This is a genomic window from Faecalibacillus intestinalis (assembly GCF_015097455.1).
GTDB lineage: Bacteria > Bacillota_I > Bacilli_A > Erysipelotrichales > Coprobacillaceae > Faecalibacillus > Faecalibacillus intestinalis.
In genome coordinates, this window is record NZ_AP024085.1 from 486,746 (window position 1) to 508,854 (window position 22,109).

The following is a 22,109-nucleotide window of genomic DNA, read 5'->3' on the forward strand; positions in this document are numbered from 1 at the left end:
TGACTTGTTTCTTTATAAATTATAGAATGAACTAAACACGTTCATGAGGAGAAGACAATGGAAGAAATAATTAAGGTAGAAAATTTATGTTTTGAATACGAACCTGGATTACAAACAATAAGCAATATTTCTTTTCAAATCCATAAAGGTGAATATGTAGCTATTTTAGGACATAATGGTAGTGGTAAAAGTACAATTGCTAAATTACTTATAGGATTATTAGAAAAAAAATCTGGTGAAATTTATATCGATGATTATCAATTAAATTTAGAAAATTTATATAAAATAAGAGAAAAAGTTGGAATTATTTTTCAAAATCCAGATAATCAATTTATTGGTGCTACTGTTAGAGATGATATAGCTTTTGGGCTGGAAAATATTTGTGTACCAAGAGAACAAATGGATGAACTTATTAATAGGTATTCTAAAGTAGTTAGAATGGAGAATTTTTTGGATCATGAACCAACTAAATTGTCAGGTGGTCAAAAACAAAGAGTTGCGATTGCAGGTATTTTAGCGATGAGTCCATCTATCATTATTTTAGATGAAGCAACAAGTATGTTGGACCCACGAGGTAGAAAAGAAATAAATGAATTAGTAAGAGAGTTAAAGAAACAAAATAATATGACAATCATTTCAATAACGCATGATATTGAAGAAGCAAAAAATGCTGACCGAGTTATTCTTTTAAATAAAGGAGAGATTGTAGATTGCGACAAACCTCAAAAAATATTAACAAATGAAAAATTATTAAAAGAATTAAAATTAGATATTCCTTTTTCATTAAAAATTGCTAGAAAATTACAAAAAAAAGGTTATCAAATTAAAGATACATTAGATGTAGAAGAATTGGAGAAACAACTATGTCAATTACATGCAAAAGTTTAGATCATATATATGGATATAATACGCCTTTTGAATATTATGCACTTAAAAATGTGAATTTAAAAATAGAAAAGGGTTCATTTACAGCTATCATTGGACAAACAGGTAGTGGAAAATCGACACTTATCCAACATATAAATGCTTTATTATTACCAACAAGTGGAGAAATAAAAATAGATGATTATATTATTTCACAAAATAATAAGCCTCAAAATTTAAAAAGTCTTAGAAAAAAATCAGGTCTTGTTTTTCAATTTCCAGAATATCAATTGTTTGAAGAAACAATCGAAAGAGATATTATGTTTGGTCCAATGAATTTTGGAATTGACGAAAATCGTGCTAAAGAAATAGCTAAAAAATCTCTTGAAATGGTAGGTTTAGATCAAACTTATTTAGAAAAGTCCCCATTTGATTTATCAGGTGGTCAAAAACGTAGGGTAGCGATTGCTGGAATACTTGCTATGGATCCAGATATTCTTGTTTTAGATGAACCAACAGCTGGATTAGATCCATCAGGGATTAAAGAAATGATGGATTTATTTAAAAAAATTCATGAAATGGGTAAAACAGTAGTTTTAGTAACTCATGATATGAACCATGTTTTAGAATATTGCGACAATGTTGTTGTAATGAATGACGGACAAGTTGAAAAAGCTGGGAAAGTAAAAGATATTTTTCTAGATAGTGATTATTTATTAAATTTAGGAATAGATTTACCTTTAATCACAAATCTTATTATTCAGTTGAATCTAAAAGGCTATCATATAGATACATCTATCAATGATATTGATGCTTTAGTTGAAGTGATTGGTGGTGAACTTCATGGATAATATGACTTTTGGTAAATATATACCGGGGAATTCAATAATTCATCGTTTAGATCCACGATTAAAAATATGTGCTGTTTTCATATTTTTAATTTCTGTTTTTTTTGATGCGGGATTTATAGGATACGGTATCTTAGCAATTTATGTTTTATTATGTTCGTTAGTTTCTAAAATTAAACTTTCTCATATTTTAAAAGCAATAAAACCGATGGTCTTTATGATGTTGTTTTTGATGATTTTTAATATATTTTTAATGAAAACAGGTGATGTTATAATAAAAATAGGAAGTATTAGTATCTACTCAGGTGCTTTATTACAAACTGCTTATATTTTTATAAGGCTTGTATTGATTATTACTTTAACAACATTAATGACTTCTACAACGAAGCCTTTAGAATTAACACTAGCTATTGAAAGTTTATTAAATCCATTAAAAAGATTTCATTTTCCAGTGCATGAACTTGCTATGATGATTTCAATTGCATTAAGATTTATCCCTGATTTATTAGATGAAGCGAAAAGAATTATGAAAGCACAGGCTAGTAGAGGTGCGGATTTTAATGAGGGATCTTTCATGGAAAAAATAAAATCAATTATTTCATTAATTATTCCTTTATTTATTTCTGCTTTTCAAAGGGCAGAAGAACTTGCTAACGCTATGGAAAGTAGAAATTATAATCCAGAAGCAACACGTACAAAATACAAAGTTTTAACATGGACGCATTTAGATACGTTATCAATGTTAATAACATTAGGTGTATGTTGTGGTGTGATTATAATGAGTTTTATGTAATGAATAGAATAAAATGTATTGTAAGTTATGATGGTAGTAAATTTCACGGATTTCAAGTTCAAAATCAATTTAGAACAGTTCAAGGTGAAATTCAAAAAGCTATAAAAAATATTTGTAAAGATGAAAATATTGTTATTCATGCAAGTGGTCGAACAGACGCTAAAGTTCATGGTAGAAGACAAGTCTTTCACTTTGATACTTTAAGGGAAATGCCTGAAAAACAATGGAAAAGGGCTATTAATCACTTTTTACCTAATGATATTTATATTATTGATAGTTTCTTAGTTGATGAAAATTTTCATAGTCGTTATTCTGCTACTAAGAAAGAATATCATTATATGTTAAGTATGAATGATTATTCTCCATTCGAAACAAATTATATTTATCAGTATGGAAAAGAATTAGATATAGAAGCAATGAGGAATGCTGCAAAAATTTTTATTGGTGAACACGACTTTGCATCCTTTTGTGCTGTTGATCAATATGGCAATACAATTAGAACACTTTATCAAATTGAAATTGAAAATAATCAAGGTATTGTTACTTTTAAGCTTGTAGGTAATGGATTTAGAAGATATATGGTAAGACATTTAGTTGGTGGCTTGATTCAAGTAGGGGCACACAGAATTACTAAAGAATTTTTAGAAGAGTTAATAGAAAGTAAAGGACAAAAAAAGTGTTTATTTAAAGCTAAACCACAAGGACTATATTTGCATGAAGTTTTTTATAAATAAAACAATATTTGCTATATTTCCCAGGAAATAGATTATAGTTCTTATAATCCGATATAATTAGAAACTTTTATAAAGATGATAACTAAAGGAAACTCATTGATTGATTTCCTTTTTTTGTTTTCATCAATAATCAAAAATGGTAAAATAAGAATATAAAGGAGAAAAAATGATGGCAAGAAAATGTATTGAAAAATATTTAGAAACCCATAAAAGCACATATATAGGAAGATACAGGTGTCATAGTGCAGTACAAACAAAAAAATTTGAACATAAATTTCATTATTATATTTTAGATATTCAATTTAAAGCAATCGATGTATTTGTTACTATAGATTATTCTGGAGATGAGATCGTACCAACATTTTCTGTTAATCTTCATGAACAAGAACAAGAATACATTATAAAAGATGCTTTAAATAAGATTCTTTATTTTAATCAATTTAAAACAATTTTACATTGTCATGTTTTTGAGCATTTTATTGAAACACATACAGTTGATACAATATTAGAACCTTTAGATTATCGAAATATTCTAGATTATTTAGAATATCATTCTGGTACAAACCAAGAAACTGTAGATGAATTTTATACATTTTTTAATCCATATTTAGATAGATTATTATATAATAAAAATTATAAAAAATTTATGGATTCAATAGCTCTTTTATTAGATAAAATTTTATATGAATATGAATGGGATGGAGTAAATGCAAAATATTTAGATACTGAATATCAATTTCATTTAGAATATTTTAAAGAGACCATAAAGAAAATGACAAATCATATAGATGGCTTTTTTAAATCAACTAAAGATGAATTATTAGAAATCTTTGAGCGCTTATGTCAAATGCCAAGATTTACACTTTCAATTATAAAAGAATTTGGAAGCTTTATTTTATTGAATAAAGAAGTTGCTGAAAGATTATTTAATCATTTTGAAAGATTAAATCCAGATCAGTTAGAAAATAATATTGTTATTTCATATCTCAAATCACTTTATCAAAATAATCATGAACAATATATCGATGCATGTGAAGATATTCTACGTTTTGTAATGAATGATGTGTTGACTTTTGCTAATCATGATTTACAAAAAGAAATAGGAAATAGAATTTTAGAAATAGAAGGATATGATTTACTTATCGATTTATTTTCAAAAGATTATAATACATTCTTATTTGTATGTTTTCCAATTTCAACATTTCCACCAGAATACAAAGAAATTATGCGTTTGGAATTAGAAAAAGCAATTCGTTTCTATGCAGCAAGGATGAATCATGATGAATATCGTCTTACTTCATTTGAACAGGTAGCTAATATTAATAGATTATTAATGGAAGAATATAAGGAGGAATATTCAAATGGTAAAGAATAATAAAACAGCAATTAAAGGATTATTAGTTTTAGGAGGTGTTTCTACTGCAGCAGCATCTGTTTACACATTATCCAAAAAATATGCAAAAAAATTATTATACAGACATCATAAACAAGAAGATAGACCAAGTATTTTAGAAACAAAATTCAATAGTCAAAATATTTATATAAAAAATGATCAAGATATTCAATTAAGAGGAATTTTGATTCCTAAAGAAAACCCTCAAATGACAGTTTTAATTTCACATCCATTTGGTTTACAGGCAAAAGATATGCAATTATATGTTCCATATTTTGAAGACCATTTGCCAGAAGCACAAATCTTATTAATAGATGCTTGTGCACATGGACAAAGTGATGGTTATATTAGAGGATTTGGAATCAAGGATGTCAATGATTTAGTATGTTGGAATAAGTACCTATTAGAAACTTATGGGAAAGATCATAAAATATTAATGTATGGTAAAGAACAAGGAGCAAATACAATTTTAAATGCTTCAGGTAGACATGTTTTAAAAAATGTTGAAGCTATTATTTCAGATGGGGCTTATACGTCACCATATGATATTATTGGATATCGTTTAGAAGCAGATTATAAGATTTCAAAATATCCAGCAATTTCAATTATTGCACGTCATATAAAAAAAGCTGTGCATATTGATTTAAAAGAAAATACAACAAAATATGTTAGACACAATGATATACCTACATTGTATTTTCATGCAAAAGATGACGATTTTGTACCATTAAAGATGGTTTATCCGCTATATAATAAAAATAGAGGAGAAAAAGTATTGTTTGTCTTAAAAGATGAAAAATACTTATATGAACTTGTTGAAAACGATGACTTTAAACAAACATTAAGTCAGTTTATCAAAAAATATATGAAATAAGGAGAAAAAGAATGTATTTTAAAGAAACAAAAGGATTTCCTAAAGATTTTCTTTGGGGAAGTGCATCTGCTGCTTATCAAGTAGAAGGTGGCTGGGATGCAGATGGTAAAGGTGTTTCCAACTGGGACAAATTTGTAAGAATTCCAGGAAAGACTTTTAAAGCAACAACAGGTGATAAGGCCGTTGATCATTATCATCGTTACAAAGAAGATGTCAAGTTGATGGCAGAAATGGGATTGAAAACATATCGTTTTTCAATTGCTTGGACACGTATTTATCCAAATGGAAATGGTGAAGTCAATGAAAAAGGTTTAGAATTTTACGATAATCTTATCAATGAATTATTAAAATATGGAATTGAACCTATGGTTACAGTTTATCACTGGGATATGCCACAAGCTTTAGAAGACCAATATCATGGTTGGGAAAGCAGAAAAATTGTTGATGATTATGTAAATTATGCCACAACATTATTTAAAAGATATGGAGATCGTGTAAAATATTGGATTACAATGAATGAACAAAATATCTTTACAGGACATGGATGGTTAGAAGGAATGCATCCACCAGGAAAAGTAGATGATATGAAAACATTCTATCAAGTCAATCATCATGCCAATATTGCACATGCTAAAAGTGTTATAGCTTTAAAAGAACTTCATCCAGAAGCAAAAGTAGGGGCTTCATTTGCTTATAGTCCAAGTTATGCTTATGATCGTAAACCTGAAAATGCAATGGCTAAAGCGGACTATGATGATTTACAAAATTATTATTGGATGGATGCTTATGCTTATGGACGTTATCCACGTGCTGCTATTCAATATTTAAAATCATTAGGATGTGCTCCTGTCTTCGAAGAAGGTGATGAAGCATTAATGAAAAAAGCAGCTTCACTTATTGATTTCATGGGTGTGAACTATTATCAAACATGTGTTGTTGAATATAATGATATTAATGGTGTTGGTAGTGATCATACAATGAATAACACTGGTAAAAAAGGTACCGCTAAAGTTCAAGGTGTACCGGGTCTTTATAAAAAACCACAAAATGAGTTTTTACCAACAACAGATTGGGATTGGACAATTGATCCAATGGGAATTAGAATGTGTTGTCGTGAAATTACTTCGCGTTATGATTTACCAATCGTTATTTCCGAAAATGGTTTAGGTGCATTTGATAAATTAGAAGATGGACAAATTCATGATCCATATCGTATTGATTATTTAAAACGTCATATCGAAGAACTTAAAAAAGCATGTGATGATGGTTGTCGTGTTCTTGCTTATTGTACATGGTCTTATACTGATTTATTAAGCTGGCTAAACGGATATCAAAAACGTTATGGTTTTGTTTATATTGATCGTGAAGAAGATGAAAATTCAGGTACTTTAAATAGATACAAAAAAGATTCATATTATTGGTATAAAAAAGTAATTGAAACAAATGGAGAAGAATTATAGGAAACAATGTTTCCTATTTTCTTTAGGGGGTTAAGATGTATAACTTTGCAAGTGATTATTTAGAAGGAGCTCATCCACAAGTGATGGAAGCTTTAAATAAGACAAATTTTATTCAAACAGTAGGATATGGGGAAGATCAATATTGTCAAAAAGCTAAAGATAAAATAAAAGCAATATTAGAAAATGAAAATGTAGATATTCATTTTTTAGTAGGTGGTACACAGACAAATATGATTATGATTTCTTCAGCATTAAAAGATTATCAAGCTGTTATTGCTGTTGATAGTGGACATATCAATGTTCATGAAACAGGAGCTGTTGAATTTACCGGGCATAAGATTTTAACAAAGCCACATCAAGATGGAAAGATGATTCCTGAAATGATTGATGAAATCATGCGTGAACATCCTGATGAACATATGGTGCAACCTAAAATGGTATATATTTCACAAACAACAGAATATGGTACGTACTATACTTTAGAAGAATTAAAAGCCATTTATGAATGCTGTCAAAAAAATAATTTATATTTATTTATAGATGGAGCAAGACTTGGAAGTGCACTTGTCTTGAAAGATGCACCAACTTTACAAGAGATGGCGCTTTATAGTGATGTTTTCTATATTGGTGGTACAAAAATGGGAGCCTTATTTGGTGAATGTTTAGTTATTATTAATGATGAATTAAAAACCGATTTTAGATATCATATTAAACAAAAAGGTGCCATGCTTGCTAAAGGAAGATTATTAGGAGTTCAATTTAATGCTTTATTTGAAAATGATTTATATCTAGAAATAGGAAAACATGAAAATGAATGTGCTGATATATTAAGAAAAGGATTCAAAGATAAAGGCTATAAGATGTATATTGAAAGTCCTTCTAATCAAATATTTCCAATCGTCGATCAACAAACGTTGGAAAAAATAAATAAAAACTATATAACAACGTATATGTTTAAAATAGATAACCAACATACATGTATACGTCTAGTTACATCATGGGCAACGTCCAAAGAAATATGTGAACAATTTATAGAAGAATTATAATTGATACATACTATTTTATTGTAAATAAATAGATAACGTAGTAGAATATGACTAGGATTTATTATCCTAAATTTCGAGAAATGGAGATAATAAAAATGAATAAAACTGAATTAGTAGAAGCTATTGCTTCAAGCACTGAATTAACAAAAACTGATGTAGATAAAGTAGTAACTGCTTTAGTTGAAGTTGTTACTGATGCTTTAGCTAAAGGAGATAAAGTTTCTTTAAAAGGTTTTGGTAATTTTGAAGTTCGTACTCGTAGTGAAAGAACAGGTAGAAACCCAAGAACTGGTGAAACAATGACAATTGCTGCAAGTAAAGCACCTGCATTTAAAGCAAGTTCTGCATTAAAAAAAGCTGTTAATAAATAATAATAGAAAACCGATGAGTTTGTTACTCATCGGTTTTTGTATTTTCAATTGTAATATTTAATTTATAATGATCTTTAATTTCTGGAATAGCCTGTAGATATGTGGTTAAGGTTTGTTCAGCTTTTGTTTTAGACTTTTCTAAAATACCATTAGAAATAGCTTCTTTTTCATTTTTTTTCTTTTCTTTAGTCGCAAAAGATTTGTAATCGTTAATACTTATCTGATTAAAAATATTTGATGATTCATCATATACTTCAATAGATTTTTCATCAATTTCATGACTTAAAATTTTTGCTGCAGGTAAAGTAATATTTAATTGCTCATTATCGATACTTATTTTAGCCTGTTTTAAATCAATCCCTGCTTTAATAGATCCATCATATGTAATAATAAAAGTTTTTTGTGTTAAAGGAATTTTCCAACCATTAAAAGATAATTTATTAGAAAATTTTCCTACCTTACTATAATCATATGAATAAAGTGCAAGCTCATTAATTTCAGTTAATTGATTTTTAATGGTTGTTGAAGTAATTTTATCATTGTTACTACCACTTGCATAATGAACACCTGCAAAAAAGATTGCAATAACTAAAACTATAATTGCTATAACACCACCAATAGCCTTTTTTGACTTTCCAAGAGTATCTAATATTTTCATGTCATCACCCACGAAGATTATATCATAATTTGTCGAAGTAAGATATTATAGGTATAAAAAAAGAATGATTTTAGAAATTATATCTAAAACCATTCTTTTTCTTATTTAACGATTTTACCGTAAACTTCTCTACCACAAGCTGCTGCATTACTTTCATCAGTATCAATATGCATAGCTGTTGCATATGAAGCGCTTACACGACAAACAACATCACCAAAGATCAAAGAACGTCCATCTGTATTAATTTCAACTTTAACGATTTCTTTATCTTTTACTCCAAATTTTTCAGCATCTTCAGGTGTTAAGTGAATATGTCTTTTTGCAGCAATCACGCCACAAGGAATTTCAACTTCTCCTGCAGGACCAACTAATTTACATCCAGCAGTTCCTTCGATATCTCCTGATTCTCTAATTAATGCTTGAACACCAATGCTTCTAGCGTCAGTTAAAGAAATTTCTACTTGAGTTTCTTTTCTTGTAGGTCCTAAAACAGACATATTTAATTCTCCTTTAGGTCCAATTACTTTTACTCTTTCAACACAAGCGAATTGACCAGGTTGAGATAAATCTTTTTTATTTGTTAATTGATGACCTTCACCAAATAAAGTTGCTAAATCTTTATCACTTAAGTGAATATGTCTAGCAGAAGTTTCGACAATAAACATATCTTCCATATTTTTCTCCTCTTTCCATATATTAATACTACATTTATTCTACTCTTTTTATCATTTAATGCCAATAAATTAAAAAAAAATAAAAAAAATTTTTCTCACTTTTGAAATAAATTTATTAATTTGCTAAAAAAAGATTATCAAATCATTGATAAAACATTAAAAAATGTATACAATATAGCTATTTTTTAGGAAAATCATAAAAAAAGTGCTAATCTTTACACATATTACTAAATATGCTATTCTAACTGTACAAAAAAAGGAGGAACCTTTATGAACAAAGAAAATGTAGGTTTATATGATCAGTCATTTGAACATGATAACTGCGGAATAGGGGCCGTTGTTAATATCAAAGGATTAAAAACTTATAAAACAGTAGATGATGCTTTAAAAATCGTTGAACAATTAGAACATCGTGCTGGAAAGGATGCAGCAGGGGAAACTGGAGATGGTGTAGGAATCTTAACACAAATACCAGATGAATATTTTCAAAAGATTATTAAAGATTTTACATTACCTCAAAAAGAACATTATGGAGTTGGAATGTTCTTTATGCCTCAAGATGAAAAAGTACGTTTACGTGTCAAAAAAATGTTTGAAACAGTTGTTAAAAAAGAAGGATTAGAATTTTTAGGTTGGCGTGCTGTACCAACTGTACCTAGTGTTTTAGGGAAAAAAGCATTAGATGCCATGCCATATATTGTCCAAGTATTTATTAAAAAACCTCATGGCGTAAATTGTGGTTTAGATTTTGATAGAAAATTATATCAAGTGAGAAGAATTTTTGAACAAAGTCAATTTGAAGATACTTATGTATGTTCACTTTCAAGTCGTACAATTGTTTATAAAGGAATGTTCTTAGTACAACAACTTCGATTATTCTTTAAAGATTTACAAGATAAAAGTTATAAAAGTGCCATTGCTTTAGTTCATTCACGTTTCTCAACAAATACAATGCCATCATGGAAAAGAGCCCATCCTAATAGATTTATTGTTCACAATGGTGAAATCAATACAATTAAAGGAAATGCGAATAACATGCTCTGTCGAGAAGAAAACATGCAAACAGATGTTGTGGATACTTCAAAAGTATATCCAGTTGTTGATGTCAATGGTTCCGATTCAGCTATGTTAGATAATACATTGGAATTTTTAGTAATGTCAGGTATGGAACTTCCAAGAGCTGTCATGATGTGTATTCCAGAACCTTATGAAAATGATAAAAGCATGTCACAAGCAAAAAAAGATTTCTATGAATATAATGCTACACTTATGGAACCTTGGGATGGACCAGCATCTATCTTATTTAGTGATGGAGACATCATGGGGGCTATCTTAGATAGAAATGGTTTAAGACCATCACGTTATTACATTACAAAAGATCATTATTTAGTATTATCTTCAGAAGTAGGATCATTAGATATTCCAGCTAAAGATATTATTTTAAAAGAAAGACTAAGACCTGGAAAAATGTTATTAGTTGATACTGTTAAAGGTGAACTTATTGAAGATGATGTTTTAAAGGAAACGTATGCAACAAAACAACCTTATGGAGAATGGTTGGAAAGCAATTTAATTAATTTAAAAGATATGAGAATTCCTAGTATTAGAGTAGAAAGATACGAAGGAGAAGAATTAACTAAATTACAAAAAATTCATGGCTATAGTTATGAAGATACAAACTATATTAAAAATTTAGCTTTAACTGGTAATGAAAATATTGTAGCAATGGGAAATGATACACCAATTGCAGCTTTATCAACAAAACATCCACCATTATTTAATTACTTTAAACAATTGTTTGCACAAGTAACCAATCCACCAATCGATGCTATTCGTGAAGAAATCATTACTTCAACAAGTATTTGTATTGGTCGAGATGGAAATATGTTGGAAGATAAACCAGAAAACTGTCATTTATTAAAAATCAATCACCCTATTTTAAGTAATACAGATATTTTAAAAATCAAAAACTTGAAAAAAGAAGGCTTTAAAGTAGGTGAAGTTAATATTACATATATTAAAAATACTTCATTAGAAAAAGCAATTGATCGTGTTTTTGTAGAAGTAGATAAACGTTATCATGAAGGATGTAATATTGTTATTTTATCAGATAGGGCAGTAGATGATAACCATTTACCAATTCCTTCGTTATTAGCTGTTGGAGCTGTTAACTCTTATTTAGTAAGAACTAAAAAACGTAACAGTTTAGCTTTAATTCTTGAATCAGCTGAACCAAGAGAAGTACATCATTATGCGACATTGCTTGGATATGGTGTTTCAGCTATCAATGGTTATTTAGCACAAGATACAATCTTTGATTTAATTGATCAAGGTTTATTAGATAAAGATTATTATGCAGCCGTTGATGATTATAATAGTGGTATTTTACATGGTATTGTTAAAATTGCTTCTAAAATGGGAATTAGTACAATTCAATCTTATCGTGGATCACAAAACTTTGAAGCAATCGGTTTATCAAGTGATTTAGTGAATAAATATTTTTCTAAAACAGTAAGTCGTATTGAAGGAAAAACAATTAAAGATATTGAAAAAGATGTCGAATATAGACATGATCAAGTATATGATCCACTTGGATTAGATGTAGACATCTCATTAAACAGTGCCGGCGATCATAAAGAAAGATCAGGAAAAGAAGAACATTTATATAATCCAGCAACGATTCATAAATTACAACAAGCAACACGTTTAGGTGATTATCAATTATTTAAAGAATATTCAAAAATGATTGATGAAGAAGGAGCACATTTAAACTTAAGAGGTTTAATGCAATTTAAAAAGACAAAATCAATTCCAATTGAAGAAGTTGAACCTGTGGAATCAATTGTTAGAAGATTTAAAACAGGTGCGATGTCTTATGGATCAATTTCAAAAGAAGCACATGAAACAATGGCGATTGCAATGAATAGATTACATGGTAAGTCAAACAGTGGTGAAGGTGGAGAAGATCCAGAAAGATTTGAAACACTTCCTAATGGTGATAGTAAATGTTCAGCTATTAAACAAGTTGCCTCAGGACGTTTTGGAGTAACAAGTGAATACTTATGTAGTGCCAATGAAATTCAAATTAAAATGGCACAAGGAGCAAAACCAGGAGAAGGTGGACACTTACCAGGTGGTAAAGTTTATCCATGGGTTGCCAAAACAAGACACTCTACACCAGGGGTTAGCTTAATTTCACCACCACCACATCATGATATTTATTCAATTGAAGACCTAGCACAATTGATTTATGACTTAAAGAACGCTAATAAAGAAGCACGTATTTCAGTTAAACTTGTATCAGAAGCTGGTGTTGGAACAGTTGCTGCCGGTGTTGCTAAAGCAGGTGCTGGTGTTATCCTTATTTCAGGATATGATGGAGGAACAGGGGCTGCTCCTAAAAACTCAGTTTATAATGCAGGTCTTCCATGGGAATTAGGTTTAGCAGAAGCTCATCAAACATTGATCATGAATGATTTAAGAAGTCGTGTTGTTATTGAAACAGATGGTAAACTCATGACAGGTAGAGATCTCGCAATTGCTACTTTACTTGGAGCAGAAGAATTTGGTTTTGCGACAGCACCACTTGTAACAATGGGCTGCGTTATGATGAGAGTATGTAACTTAGATACATGTCCAGTAGGGGTTGCTACACAAAATCCTATTTTAAGAAAACGTTTTAAAGGTAAACCTGAATATGTTGAAAACTTTATGCGTTTCATTGCTCAAGAATTAAGAGAATATATGGCTCAGCTTGGATTCAAAACAGTTGATGAAATGGTTGGTCGTAGTGATTTATTAGAACCTAAGGATGATGTTGAAAATATTGATTTATCAAAAATCTTAAATAATCCATTTACATCTAGTAAACATAGTCGTCATGAAAAAAATAATGAATATGATTTCAAATTAAATGAAGTCAAAGATACAACAGTTCTTTATAAACAATTTAAAGAAGCTTTAGATAAACATCAAGGTAAAGAAATTGATGTCCATGTTACAAATATCGATCGTTCATTTGGAACACTCTTTGGATCAGAAATTACGAAGAAATATGGAACATCATTAGAAGAAGATACTTTCAAAGTTAACTGCTATGGAGCAGGTGGTCAATCATTTGGTGCTTTCATTCCTCAAGGTTTAACATTACATCTTTATGGAGATAGTAATGACTACTTTGGAAAAGGCTTATCAGGTGGTAAATTAATTGTGGTACCACCAAAAGATTCAACAATTAAACCAGAAGATAATATTATCATTGGTAACGTTGCTTTATATGGAGCAACATCTGGTGAAGTTTATATCAATGGAGTTGCTGGTGAAAGATTTGCCGTACGTAACTCAGGAGCACATGCCGTTGTTGAAGGTATTGGAGATCATGGTCTTGAATATATGACAGGTGGTATGGTTGTTGTTTTAGGAAAAACAGGGCGTAACTTTGCTGCTGGTATGTCTGGAGGTATTGCTTATGTCTATGATCCAGATAATACATTCTATGAACATGTCAATAAAGAACTTGTAGAATATAAAAATGTGAAATCACGTTATGATGAAGATCAATTAAAAGAAATGATTCAAAAACATTATCAATATACAAATTCAAATGTTGCGAAAAAGATTTTAGATGACTTTGGAAATGAAGTTGCACACTTCAAAAAAGTTGTTCCTCATGATTATAAACGTATGATGTCACTTATTAGTTCATTTGAACAACAAGGACTTACAAATGAACAAGCAAAAGTAGAAGCATTCAATGCTTTTAAGAAAGGAATGTAGATTATGGGAAAGCCAACAGGATTTTTAGAAATAGAAAGACAAGTATCAACAGAAGTTGAACCATTAAAACGTATTAAGAACTTTAATGAATTTCATAAACCATTATCTAGAGATGAACAATCATGCCAAGGAGCACGATGCATGGATTGTGGTGTTCCTTTCTGTCAAAATGGAAAAATGATTCAAGGAATGGTATCAGGTTGTCCACTAAACAACTTGATACCTGAATGGAATGATTTAATTTTCCATAAAAATTATAAAGCCGCTTTAAAAAGACTTTTAAAAACAAATAATTTTCCAGAATTCACATCAAGAGTATGTCCTGCTTTATGTGAAGCAGCATGTACTTGTGGATTAAATGGAAATCCCGTTACCGTAAGAGAAAATGAAAATGCAATTATTGAAACAGCTTATGCTTCCAATTGGATGCAACCCCATCCACCTAAACATCGTATTGATAAAAAAATAGCAATTATTGGGTCAGGTCCTTCAGGACTTGCAGCAGCCGATCAATTAAATAAAAGAGGTTATCAAGTAACAGTCTTTGAAAGAGAAGATCGTTTAGGAGGGCTATTAATGTATGGTATTCCTAACATGAAACTTGAAAAACATATTATTGATCGTCGTATTGAATTAATGGAAGAAGAAGGTGTTGTTTTTAAAACAGATGCCGGTATTGAAAATAAAAAACAAGTTCAACAATTATATAAAGAATTTGATCGTGTTATTCTTGCTTGTGGTAGTAAAAAAGCTAGAGATATTAAAGCACCAGGGAGAGATGCTAAAGGTATTTACTTTGCTGTTGATTATTTAACTGGAATTACTAAATCATTACTTAATAGTCAATTAGAAGATCAAACTTTTGTTGAAACAAAAGGTAAAAATGTACTTGTTATTGGTGGTGGAGATACTGGTAATGATTGTGTTGGTTCAGCTATTCGTTTAGGATGTAAAGCAGTTATTCAATTAGAAATGATGCCAGAACCACCTCATGAACGTTTGGATTCAAATCCATGGCCTGAATGGCCACGTGTGAAAAAGACAGATTATGGACAAAATGAATCTATTGCTGTCTTTGGACATGATCCTCGTCTTTATCAAACAACTGTTAAAGAGTTTATTAAAGATGATAAAGGAAATGTAAAACAAGTTGTTATTGTCTCACTTGAATCAAAACAAGTAGAAGGTCGCATGCAAATGGTTCCTGTTAAAGGAAGCGAAAAAACATTAGATGCAGATATTGTTTTAATTGCTGCAGGATTTGTAGGCTGCGAAGATTATGTTGCTAAAGCTTTTGATGTAAAACTTACACCAAGAGGAAATGTGGCAGATGAAAATTACCAAACAAATCAAAAACAATTGTATGTTGCTGGTGATATGCGTAGAGGTCAATCTTTAGTTGTTTGGGCAATTAGAGAAGGACGTGAAGTGGCACGTGCAGTTGATGAAGATTTAATGGGGTATTCTAATTTATAGGATATCAAAATATACTCACAATCATTGATAGAAAACCTTGGGATATTCTCGAGGGCTAAAAGTTAGAGAATATTCTCTGGCTTTTTTTGTAAATATTATTTACAATGATTACTTTTATAAGCTGATTTTTGTAAATGTTAGTTTAAATGATAAGAGAATATTTTATAGATTTATAACCTTATGGTATAATGATAAAAAAGAAGACGGAGGTAGTATATGGCTTTACAAAAAGACTTTTTATGGGGTGGAGCGTTAGCTGCTCACCAATTTGAAGGAGGAGTATTAAATACTTCTAAAGGATATTCTGTAGCGGATGTTATGACAGCAGGAGCACATGGAGTACCTAGAGAAATCACTGATGGTGTGGTAGAAGGTAAATATTATCCTAATCATGTAGGAATTGATTTTTATGGACATTATAAAGAAGATATCGCTATGTTTGCGGATATGGGATTTAAATGTTTTAGAACATCAATTGCATGGACAAGAATTTTCCCATTAGGGGATGAAGAAGAACCTAATGAAGAAGGATTACAATTCTATGATGATGTTTTTGATGAATTATTAAAATATGGTATTGAACCTGTTATTACATTATCACATTTTGAAATGCCTTATCATTTAGCTAAAGAATACGGTGGATTTATGAACCGTAAAACAATTGATTTCTTTGTTAAATTTGCAGAAGTATGTTTCAAAAGATATAAAAATAAAGTTAAATATTGGATGACTTTCAATGAAATTAATAACCAAATGAACTTTAAAAATGATATCTTTGGTTGGACAAACAGTGGAGCTCATTTTGGAAACTATGATAATCCAGAAGAAGCAATGTATATCTGTGGACATCATACATTAGTAGCTTCAGCTAAAGCTGTTAAAATTGGTAAAGAAATCAATCCTGATTTCAAAATTGGAAATATGATTTCTATGGTTCCAATTTATCCATTTAGTTGTCGTCCAGCTGATCAAGTATTAGCACAACAACAAATGCATGATCGTTTCTTTTTCTGCGATGTACAATGCCGTGGACATTATCCTGCTTATGCTTTAAAAATGTTTGAAAGAAAAGGATTCAATATTGATATCACTGAAGAAGATAAAAAAGCATTAGCTGAAGGTACTGTTGATTATATTGGATTTAGTTATTATATGACAAATGTTGTAGATTCAACAGTCACAAAAGATGTTTCAAAATCAACAGATGGTTCAAGTGAACATTCAGTTAAAAACCCATATATTAAAGAATCAGATTGGGGATGGGCTATTGATCCAGAAGGATTAAGATATGCATTAAATATGTTCTATGAAAGATATGAAAAACCATTATTTATTGTAGAAAATGGTTTTGGAGCAATTGATGTTAAAGAAGAAGATGGTTCTTGTCATGATCCATATCGTATTGATTACTTAAGAGCTCATATCGAAGAAATGAAAAAAGCTGTTGAAGAAGATGGTGTTGATTTAATGGGATATACTCCTTGGGGATGTATTGACTGTGTTTCATTTACAACAGGTGAAATGAAAAAACGTTACGGATTTATCTATGTAGATAGAGATAATGAAGGTAATGGAACATTAGAAAGAAGCAAAAAAGATTCTTATGATTGGTATAAGAAAGTTATTGCTTCTAATGGTGAAGAATTATAATATAGAGGAACTTCCAAACGGGAGTTCTTTTTTTACTAAAAGATAATAAAAATATAATGTATTTATTAAAGAACAATCGAACTTATTTGATATAAAATTTTATAAAATAGCCCATTAGAATTTATTTTAGTAAAAAATAGTTATAAATAATAAATAATAGATTGACTTTTACTAAAATTATGCGATAATACTCTAATGGAAGCGGTAACAACAAGAGAAAGGGAAAATTTTATGAAAAACAAAAAAATAAGTAAAGTTGTTTTATCCGTATTGACATCAATGTCAATGCTTAGTTCGTATTCAGCAACAATCTTTGCTGAAACACCAAGTCAAGAAACAGGTGTTGCACATGAACATGATTTAATCGAATTAGAACGTAAAAGTGATTTAATTACAAATGGTGGGTTTGATAATAATGGTGGTTCATGGAAAAAAACAGGAACAGGTACATTTGGAGAAAGTGATGGAAATTATTATGGAAAGTTATCATCAAATTCTAATAATGCAGCAGTTTATCAAGTAGTAAGTTTTAAGAAAAATACAGATTATGTTGTTAAAGGAAAAGTAAAAATTTCTAATGCGAAAGGTCAAGTATTTTTAGCAGTAAAAAATGGTCAATTAAGTGCAGGATTAAAAGATAATAATGGAAAAAAGATTGAAACGACGATTTCTTCATCAGAAGATAAAGCAGGTCAATATCAAGATATAGAATATACTTTTAATTCAGGTGATAATACTTCTGGATCTATTGCTTTTATTAAATGGACAGAAGAAAATGGTAACCAAGATATTATTCAAGAAGAAGTGTGGATCGATGATGTATCCGTTAAAGAAGTAAGCAATGCTTCAGAAGATGATCAATATGAAATGGTTTGGGCTGATGATTTTAATAAAGGTCAATTAGATACTTCAAATTGGGATTATGAATTAGGTTCAATAAGAGGTGTTGAACAAGAACATTATGTAAATGATCCAGAAAATGTTTATGTAAAAGATGGACAATTAGTTTTACAAGTAACTAATAGAGATAAAGAAGATCAATATAAAAATCCTAGAGGCAATAGACAAGTTATTTATAATTCAGGAAGTATTAGAACTCATGGGAAAAGAGAATTTTTATATGGAAGAATTGAAATGAAAGCAAAACTTCCTAAAGGAAAAGGTGCTTTCCCTGCTTTTTGGACATTAGGTTCAGATTTTACGTTAGATGGTAGAATTAGCAGTGAACAAGGTGCTTCGTGGCCAGTTTGCGGTGAAATCGATATCATGGAAATGATTGGTGCAGAAAATGAAGACTTAAATGGAAAAAGCAATAAGAAAGTTTATCAAACTTTACATGCTGGTTCAGCTGCAGATGTAGATCATTCAAAATCTATTTCAACATATACATTACCAAAAGGCATCTTTAATGATGATTATCATATTTTTGGTCTTAATTGGTCTAAAAATAAAATGGAATTTTATGTTGATAATAAAATTGTAGGATCTATTGATTATAGCAATAATGAAGAATATAAAAGATGTTTTAACAGACCACAATATATTCAAATGAATCTAGCAACTGGTGGAAACTGGGCTGGAGATGCTGGAGATAATCTTGCAGGGCAAAAATATGAAATTGATTATGTTTATTATGGTCAAAATGCTCAACAAAAAGCAGATTCTAAGGAATACTATGAAAATGCAATCAAAATCAATGGTGAACATGATGTGACAATGACAGAAGGTGAAACACCTAATTTATTAGAAGGTGTGACTTCTGATCAGGATAGTATTTTAGATTATTCAATTGATAATGAATATTCATTTAAATCAAAAGGTGGACTTACTTCTGTTGATTTAGTTTGTTCAGGTAAAAATGATAAACAAAGTTTAAAGAAATTAAAACCGGGTAAATATAACTTATACTATACAGCTAGAAGTAGTACTGATTCTACAAAACCATCAACAAGAAGAGCAGTTATACTTACTGTTTTACCTAATGGTAAACAAGATTTAATTGAATTAGATCGAGAACTTATTAAAAATGGTTCTTTTGAAAATGGAACAAATCCTTCATCTGGCTATGAAATAAATAGTCGTACATCATGGCAAGTCACAAATGCAAGATTTACAAAATGGCCAGGATGTTCATATGAAGGAAGCTGGTGTGGTTTTTTACCAGAAAATAATGGAAATGCTAATATTTATCAAATAGTTAATTTAAAGAAAAATACAAAATATAAACTAAAGGCAAAAGTGCAATTAACAGAAGTAGGACAAACAATGTTTGTCAACTTAAAAAAGAATGCACAATATCTTGTAAATAACAATGAAATTACAGTAAAATGTACAGAAGAAAATAAAGGACAATATCAAGATATTGAATTAGATATCGATACAGGAGACCAAGAAAGTATTTTTAATGGTAAAAATTCTACTGATTTAACAGTTTGTTTTATGAAATGGACTGAATCAACAAGTGATGCTACATACAAAGGAAAAGTATTTGTTGATAATGTTTCTTTAACAGAAGTGACAAATGAAGATGAAAATTATAATCTTGTATGGGCTGATGAATTTAATGAAAGTGAATTAGATAAAAAGAATTGGGGTTATGAATTAGGTCATATAAGAGGTTTAGAACAACAACATTATACAAATAGCAAAGATAATGTTTATCTTGAAGATGGAAATTTAGTTATTAAAGCAACAAATAGAAAAACAGAAGATCAATATGATGTAACACAAGGAGATACTACGAGAAAAGTTATCTATGATTCAGGAAGTGTAAGAACTCATGGTAAACAAGAATTCTTATATGGAAGAATTGAAATGAAAGCTAAATTACCTAAGGGACAAGCAGTATTCCCAGCGTTTTGGACCTTAGGTTCTGATTTTCATTTAGATGGTAACATTGCTCAAGGTATTGGATGGCCCGATAGTGGTGAAATAGATATCATGGAATTAATTGGTAATGGAACTGCTGGTGGGGTTAATGGTAATAAACAAGTTTATCAAACACTTCATTATGGTACTAATGGTGAAGATGATGGAAAGTATGCTGGACATGGTACTTGTTATACATTACCAAGTGGTATCTTTAATGATGATTATCATGTTTTTGGAATCAATTGGTCAAAAGGAAAAATTGAATGGTATGTAGATGATCAAATTGTAAGAACAGTTGATTATAGTGATGATCAAAGAGCTTTAGAATGTATCGATAGACCGCAATATATTGAATTTAATTTGGCTTTAGGTGGAGCTTGGCCTGGTGCTGCAGGTGAAAACTTAGCAGGAACAAAATTTGAAGTAGATTATGTTCGCTATGCTAGAAATGAACAACAACAAAAAGATGCGGATACTTTCTATGCAAATGCTTATAAAATTAGTGGTGAAAAAGATGTTACGATGACAGAAGGAGACATGCCAGATTTATTAGCAGGTATTACTGTTGATGAAGGAACTGTAGTTGATTACTCTATTAATGATGAACCAATGTTCACAAATGTTGGTGAAAATACACATGTATCACTATTATGTACAGGTAAAGATGATCAAGAAGCCTTAAAATCATTAAAACCAGGAACATATAATTTATATTACACAGTATATGAAAAAGGAAATACAACAAAGGCAAGAACAAGAAGAGAAGTTTTACTTACAGTTGAAGAAAGAGTTTTCGAAAAAGATTTAGAAAAATCTGGATTAGAATTAAATGGTTTCGTTGGTGATACATTAGATACAATTAAATTACCTGAAGGTTGGGTATTTGAAAATCCAAAAGAAAAAATCACAAAAGATACAAAAGAAGTAAGTGTTAAATATTCAGAAATTGATGGTAAAGTTGGAACAGCTTTAATTAATGTTCAAGAAAGAGCACAAATTATTGCTGGTGAAAATAGTAAATATGATGTTAAAGATTCAAAACCATTGAAAATTACAATGAATGTTTCTAAAGAAAATGTTTTAAAAGTATTTGTTAATGGTAAAGAATTAGATACAAAATACTATACAATTGAAAATGTTTCTAACAAAGTAAACATTATTTTAAGTGAAGAATATTTAAAAACATTAGATAATGGAGAATATACTATTAAAATTACTTCTACATTAGGAAATGTTGAAACAACATTTACAGTAGATAATTCTAAAGACGACAATACAAATCAAAAACCAACGACTGATAAAAAAGATGATGCAAACAATAAAACAAATAATGTTACGACGACTGTTGTCAAAAATACAACTCAAAAGAGTACAAAAACAGGTGATCAAACACCAGTTGAATTACTTACAATCGGATGTTTGGTATCATTACTAGCAATTATTATCTTAAAAAAGAAAAAAGTATTTTAATAAATTACAAAAGAAGTTTAAACAATAAAAGTTGTTAAACTTCTTTTATTCTATGCTTATAAATTGACGCTTACTTTTTAAGTTTTTATAGGAATAAATAAAAGGAGTCTTTGTTGACTCCTTTTGAATTATTTAGATTTAAGTTTTTTAG

At 29.6% G+C, this 22,109-nt stretch carries 15 protein-coding genes; 13 read left to right on the plus strand and 2 right to left on the minus strand.

The window, feature by feature from the left end; translation table 11 throughout:
- Positions 1–57 precede the first annotated feature (57 nt).
- The 9 genes from Fi14EGH31_RS02680 to Fi14EGH31_RS02720 all read left to right on the plus strand — a co-directional run bounded on the left by Fi14EGH31_RS02680 (position 58) and on the right by Fi14EGH31_RS02720 (position 8,383).
- Positions 58–888 (plus strand): energy-coupling factor transporter ATPase, encoded by an 831-nt coding sequence (locus tag Fi14EGH31_RS02680; protein ID WP_022001374.1) that lies wholly within the window; start codon positions 58–60, stop codon positions 886–888.
- Positions 864–1,715, plus strand: coding sequence for an energy-coupling factor transporter ATPase (locus tag Fi14EGH31_RS02685; protein ID WP_022001375.1), 852 nt, complete (start codon positions 864–866; stop codon positions 1,713–1,715). The genes Fi14EGH31_RS02680 and Fi14EGH31_RS02685 overlap by 25 nt, the downstream gene beginning before the upstream one ends.
- On the plus strand, positions 1,708–2,505 hold the full coding sequence (locus Fi14EGH31_RS02690; RefSeq protein WP_022001376.1) for an energy-coupling factor transporter transmembrane component T family protein: 798 nt from the start codon (positions 1,708–1,710) through the stop codon (positions 2,503–2,505). Before Fi14EGH31_RS02685 ends, Fi14EGH31_RS02690 begins: the two co-directional genes overlap by 8 nt.
- A complete protein-coding gene (gene truA / locus Fi14EGH31_RS02695) occupies positions 2,505–3,239 on the plus strand; it encodes a tRNA pseudouridine(38-40) synthase TruA (protein ID WP_022001377.1) in 735 nt (244 codons plus the stop codon). The genes Fi14EGH31_RS02690 and truA overlap by 1 nt, the downstream gene beginning before the upstream one ends.
- Positions 3,240–3,405: 166 nt before the next feature.
- A complete protein-coding gene (locus Fi14EGH31_RS02700) occupies positions 3,406–4,614 on the plus strand; it encodes a hypothetical protein (protein ID WP_022001378.1) in 1,209 nt (402 codons plus the stop codon).
- On the plus strand, positions 4,601–5,506 hold the full coding sequence (locus Fi14EGH31_RS02705) for an alpha/beta hydrolase (protein WP_117480822.1): 906 nt from the start codon (positions 4,601–4,603) through the stop codon (positions 5,504–5,506). Before Fi14EGH31_RS02700 ends, Fi14EGH31_RS02705 begins: the two co-directional genes overlap by 14 nt.
- 11 nt (positions 5,507–5,517) lie before the next feature.
- Complete coding sequence (locus Fi14EGH31_RS02710) at positions 5,518–6,966, plus strand: glycoside hydrolase family 1 protein (RefSeq protein WP_117347483.1); 1,449 nt, start codon at positions 5,518–5,520, stop codon at positions 6,964–6,966.
- A gap of 35 nt (positions 6,967–7,001) precedes the next feature.
- A complete protein-coding gene (locus tag Fi14EGH31_RS02715) occupies positions 7,002–8,012 on the plus strand; it encodes a threonine aldolase family protein (RefSeq protein ID WP_200765108.1) in 1,011 nt (336 codons plus the stop codon).
- 95 nt (positions 8,013–8,107) lie between these two features.
- Positions 8,108–8,383, plus strand: coding sequence for an HU family DNA-binding protein (locus Fi14EGH31_RS02720; protein ID WP_022001382.1), 276 nt, complete (start codon positions 8,108–8,110; stop codon positions 8,381–8,383).
- A gap of 22 nt (positions 8,384–8,405) precedes the next feature.
- Here the strand turns inward: Fi14EGH31_RS02720 and Fi14EGH31_RS02725 are convergent, their stop codons facing one another.
- Both Fi14EGH31_RS02725 and Fi14EGH31_RS02730 read right to left on the minus strand, forming a co-directional pair.
- A complete protein-coding gene (locus Fi14EGH31_RS02725; RefSeq protein WP_118631876.1) occupies positions 8,406–9,041 on the minus strand; it encodes a DUF4230 domain-containing protein in 636 nt (211 codons plus the stop codon).
- A gap of 101 nt (positions 9,042–9,142) precedes the next feature.
- Complete coding sequence (locus Fi14EGH31_RS02730) at positions 9,143–9,715, minus strand: PduL/EutD family phosphate acyltransferase (protein WP_022001384.1); 573 nt, start codon at positions 9,713–9,715, stop codon at positions 9,143–9,145.
- Positions 9,716–9,985: 270 nt separating this feature from the next.
- Here Fi14EGH31_RS02730 and gltB point away from each other — a divergent pair, with 270 nt between their 5' ends.
- From gltB to Fi14EGH31_RS02750, 4 genes are all read left to right on the plus strand, one after another.
- A complete protein-coding gene (gltB, locus tag Fi14EGH31_RS02735) occupies positions 9,986–14,491 on the plus strand; it encodes a glutamate synthase large subunit (RefSeq protein ID WP_200765109.1) in 4,506 nt (1,501 codons plus the stop codon).
- 3 nt (positions 14,492–14,494) lie between these two features.
- Positions 14,495–15,967, plus strand: a complete 1,473-nt coding sequence (locus Fi14EGH31_RS02740; RefSeq protein WP_195933320.1) for a glutamate synthase subunit beta — start codon at positions 14,495–14,497, stop codon at positions 15,965–15,967.
- A gap of 216 nt (positions 15,968–16,183) precedes the next feature.
- Positions 16,184–17,617 (plus strand): 6-phospho-beta-glucosidase, encoded by a 1,434-nt coding sequence (locus Fi14EGH31_RS02745; RefSeq protein ID WP_118347820.1) that lies wholly within the window; start codon positions 16,184–16,186, stop codon positions 17,615–17,617.
- A gap of 231 nt (positions 17,618–17,848) precedes the next feature.
- A complete protein-coding gene (locus Fi14EGH31_RS02750) occupies positions 17,849–21,958 on the plus strand; it encodes a family 16 glycosylhydrolase (RefSeq protein ID WP_200765110.1) in 4,110 nt (1,369 codons plus the stop codon).
- The last annotated feature ends 151 nt before the right edge of the window (positions 21,959–22,109 follow it).